The organism is Chitinophagaceae bacterium (assembly GCA_030053935.1).
Taxonomy (GTDB): domain Bacteria; phylum Bacteroidota; class Bacteroidia; order Cytophagales; family JASGCU01; genus JASGCU01.
Genome location: JASGCU010000132.1, coordinates 1 through 4,011, shown reverse-complemented (window position 1 = coordinate 4,011; position 4,011 = coordinate 1). Strand labels below are relative to the sequence as shown.

Sequence of the window (4,011 nt, the reverse complement as noted above, 5' to 3'; positions counted from 1 at the left end):
GTTATCTATTCCTCCAAAGAGATTACCCAGAGTATTTTCTTTCTCTGTTTCATACGTATAAGTATAAGCAGTCCCCGTAGAATAAATAACAGTGCTCAGGTTTCCATTTGTCCATGTATAGTTAGCAAATGATACAGAGCTTCCTGAAGTAGAGATATACTTTGACAGGTACCCGTCTTTATCATATTCAAATGTTTGTGTAGACACTGTTCCCGAGCTACTTCTATACTTTATTTGTGTTATATATCCTTGGGCATTAAAAGTTAGAAAGGAAACAGAGACGGAATAAGTCGCTGTTTCTCTCCCTTCTTTTTTTGCTTCTGAGGTATGAGCACTATCCCGCCTGAATATACTTTTAAAAGTATGCTCATCTCTATATGCACTACCACTTGTATTAATGGATATAACCTTGCCTGAATCTCCTGCATATTTATAAATTTCATAATAACCACCAGAGGTGCTTACTTTTGAAACTTTTCCATCTGCAGTATAATCGTAGCTTGTGAGTCCTCCATTAGTAGATACCAATGACTGTACCTTTTTTACAGGGACATTTACTTGGGTATTCGCACCATCGTCTTTGCATCCAAAGCTTATGAGCATTGCCAAAAACGTAATCTTTAATAGTAATCGTTGATTAATCATAAAATCTATAAAAATAAAATAAATAATAAATAAAATAAATAATAAATAAAACTTAATAAAAAATATAAGGGCAGGTTCTTCACCCGCCTTTATAATAATAATCATTCTCTCCCACCACCTACGGAACTAAGACCAAACGAAAGCCATAATTATAGTCACGAGATTCTGAGTAGTTACCGTCTCTATTGGAAGAACGACAGTTTTCATCTTTTCTATTCCAACTTCCACCACGCAAAACAAAAGTACATTTAAGAAAGCTATCACTGGGGCTAACGGGGTTTATGGCAGGAGATGAAGCATAGTAGGAGGAATTATAACAATCCTGACACCATTCCCATACATTACCAGTCATATCGTAGAGACCGTATCCGTTTGGTTTTTTCTGTCCTACATGGTGGGTTCTTTCACTGTTTCCACGATACCAAGCAACTTCGTTTATATTGTTAGATCCCGCATAGGTGTAGTTTTCTCCGCCCTTGGCTGCGTATTCCCATTCGGCTTCGGTAGGGAGGCGGAATCGCTTTCCTGTTCGGGTATTCAGTTTTTTGATAAATATTTGTATATCATCCCAAGATACTTGCTCCACGGGACATTGATAGCATTCGTTGAAGCTTGATGGATTTTCTTCCATTATTTCCGTCCAAAGCCCTTGGGTAACTTCGTATTTCATTATATAAAAAGCAGAGATGGTAACGGAGTGTAATGGTTTTTCGTCCTTCTCTCCATCGTTAGATCCCATTTGGAAGGTGCCTTCAGGTATGTAAACCATCTCTCCTGCTATTGGCAGGTCTAGTGGTTTACTTTCTGCTTCTCCTGTTGTTATAGAGATGGTTTCATTTTCAATTATTGTTACCTCTTCGGTAAGAGTTTTGTTGTCATCGGTTTTTATCTCTATGGAATGTTTTCCTGTTTTGATGTTTTTTATAGTTATTTTGGTGTCAGCAGTTGCTTTTTTTACATATTCTCTGTCTATGTAGATATCACCGTTTATTTTTGATGTTATTTCTATACTTCCGTAGGTGCTGAGGTCTTCTTCTACTATGGCTATCGTCGGTTCGTTTGTTTTTGTGAAAGTAGTTTTGGTAGCTGTTTCTGTGAAGTAGAATTCACCTGTAAGCTGGCTCCAGTCCTGCGGTACCTGTTGTTTATTTGTTTTGTTCATGACCTCAATACGTGTACTTTTAAAGACAGTTTCTATTGGTTGATATTTTTTCATTTGCTTTACGAGTGCTTCTGTGAAAGTTCCGTTTTCCCCTGTTCCATCGGAGGCGGTGCTTCCTTCGGAAGTTGCAAAAGCAATGATAGTTCCTGCTAAGGGGAGTACTGCTTTAAATCCTCTGTTTGCTGAGCTTCTTCCCCAAGATCTGAAGGGGTCGTTGCGGCATGCATCTAGTATGACTATGTTCACGTTGTCCGGATACTGTTCAAATTCTTCCACGATAAAGTTTATGGGTATTGCTTCGTATTTGCAGTCCCCTTTTTTGTCTAGCTTGGCATCTATGGGGATAAGGTAGTTCTTACCGTCCACCTGCATGCCGTGTCCTGCATAATAGAAGAGAGCAACCTTTGTCTGTGAAAGTTTTTCACTAAATCTTCTGATTGAGCTTTCCATAACCTGCTTAGTTGCGTTGTTGGTGCTAATAACCTCAAAGCCGAGTGAGCGGAGAGTGTTCGTCATCAATACTGCATCGTTCACAGGATTTTTAAGAACGGAGCTGCCGGGATAATTAGCATTTCCGATCACTAGAGCTAATCTTTTTTGCGTTTGGCACCATCCTTCTTCTGTATTAATTCCTAACAACATTCCAAGAAAGAGAAATAGTCTTAATACACATTTATTCATAATTTATTTTTACTGTTAAATTTATAAGTGGATACTGTGTAATGATGTAATAAAGTAGAAGATTCCTCCTTTTGGGGGGAGGAATCTTCTACTATAATTTAGAAAGAATAGCCAATGCCAATGTTTACTATGGGCATAATATTCTTTGTAGTACTAATTCCTACATTAACAAGATCTTGTTCTTGAGCAATTCTGTACCCAAGCCCAAACCCTAAGTCAAGATTCATATTTCCTAAAAATACTTTTTTGGTAGGAAAAATAATTCTATACCCTCCAATAACTCCTAATGTTGGCATAAATATTTCTTTTCCAACAAGTTTAGAAAGTATGCATGTTCCTCCTATGTACCATGCTTTTATTATTTTTCCCACATTTCTTTGTTTCAAGTACCAGTCTTTTGTTATCTGATGAAGATAATACCTGTATTCTACAGATGCTCCAAAACTAAAACCTGCTTGTGGCTGGTCAAAACTACCGAAACTACTACTTAACCGAGTTGTGTATGTCCATGAGCTCAAACCAATTCCTATTGATACGGCACTTTTTGCATTTATTCTCCGTTCATAAGCCAAAAAGTTTGCTGATCCTGGTATAAAAATACCAAAACTATAAACAGATATAGCATTTTTATTTCCAATAAGATTTTCTGATGTCAAGGCAGTAGATGTTTTTTTTTCATTGCTCTCATTGTTTGGGACATCATTACTGTGGGTATTTGCCACGGGCTGGCTTACCACTCGTTCTTCTTTTGTAATTTTTTCTATGTCTAAAAAATTAACTACAAAGATACTTCCATCATTGGCTTTTACTTTCAGTGTTTTTTGGGGAATTTCTTCTACAATAACACCTTTCATAATACTCCCATTTTTGGAATAGATAACCTCATCCATAACAAGATGTGTCTTGGTAGTGTTTTCTTTGGTAATTTTATCTACATCAGAAAAATTAACCACAAAGATACTTCCATCATTGGATTTTATTTTCAGTGTTTTTTGTGGGATTTTTTCTACAATAATACCTTTCATAATACTCCCATTTTTGGAATGGACAACCTCATTCATAAAAAGATGAGGTTTGCTGGTACTTTCTTCTTTGGTAATTTTGTCTATATCCAGAAAATTAACCACAAAGATACTTCCATCTTTTGTTTTTATTTTCAGTGTTTTTTGTGGGATTTCTTCTACAATAACACCTCTAATAATACTCCCATTTTTGGCATAGATAACCTCGTCCATATTTTGGGCATGTATGTAAAAAGTAATCATGTATAGCATTCCTATCAGACATGTTACTTTTTTTAATTCAATCCAAAGTATCAGAAAACGAAAACTTTGGGACATTAAAAATATACTTTTGAGCATTTGCTTTAAAAAATTAAGTTGATAATAAATAAAGGTGGGTTCTAAAAATTCATTTTTTAAATATTGCAAATTAAAAATTACCAAGAACCCATTTTGGATTTTTAATTTGAAAAATAATATAATAATTTAAAATAATTAGATTATTTTTCAAATTAAAAATCC

Annotated in this window: 3 protein-coding genes; all 3 read right to left on the bottom strand. The window is 35.4% G+C overall.

The features are described from left to right. On the bottom strand, positions 1–645 hold a 645-nt coding region (locus QM536_09520), incomplete at its 3' end, for a hypothetical protein (protein MDI9357248.1). Positions 646–763: 118 nt separating this feature from the next. Next, complete coding sequence (locus tag QM536_09515; protein ID MDI9357247.1) at positions 764–2,488, bottom strand: SUMF1/EgtB/PvdO family nonheme iron enzyme; 1,725 nt, start codon at positions 2,486–2,488, stop codon at positions 764–766. A 98-nt stretch (positions 2,489–2,586) separates the two neighbouring features. Beyond that, the gene (locus QM536_09510; GenBank protein MDI9357246.1) at positions 2,587–3,849 is read right to left on the bottom strand and encodes a hypothetical protein; all 1,263 of its coding nucleotides are present in this window, start codon (positions 3,847–3,849) and stop codon (positions 2,587–2,589) included. Positions 3,850–4,011 lie beyond the last annotated feature (162 nt).

What these genes read in the sequence shown, in the direction of transcription:
- QM536_09515 (MDI9357247.1), bottom strand. Translation starts at nt 2,488, where the DNA reads ATGAATAAATGTGTATTAAGACTATTTCTCTTTCTTGGAATGTTGTTA.
- QM536_09510 (MDI9357246.1), bottom strand. Translation starts at nt 3,849, where the DNA reads ATGCTCAAAAGTATATTTTTAATGTCCCAAAGTTTTCGTTTTCTGATA.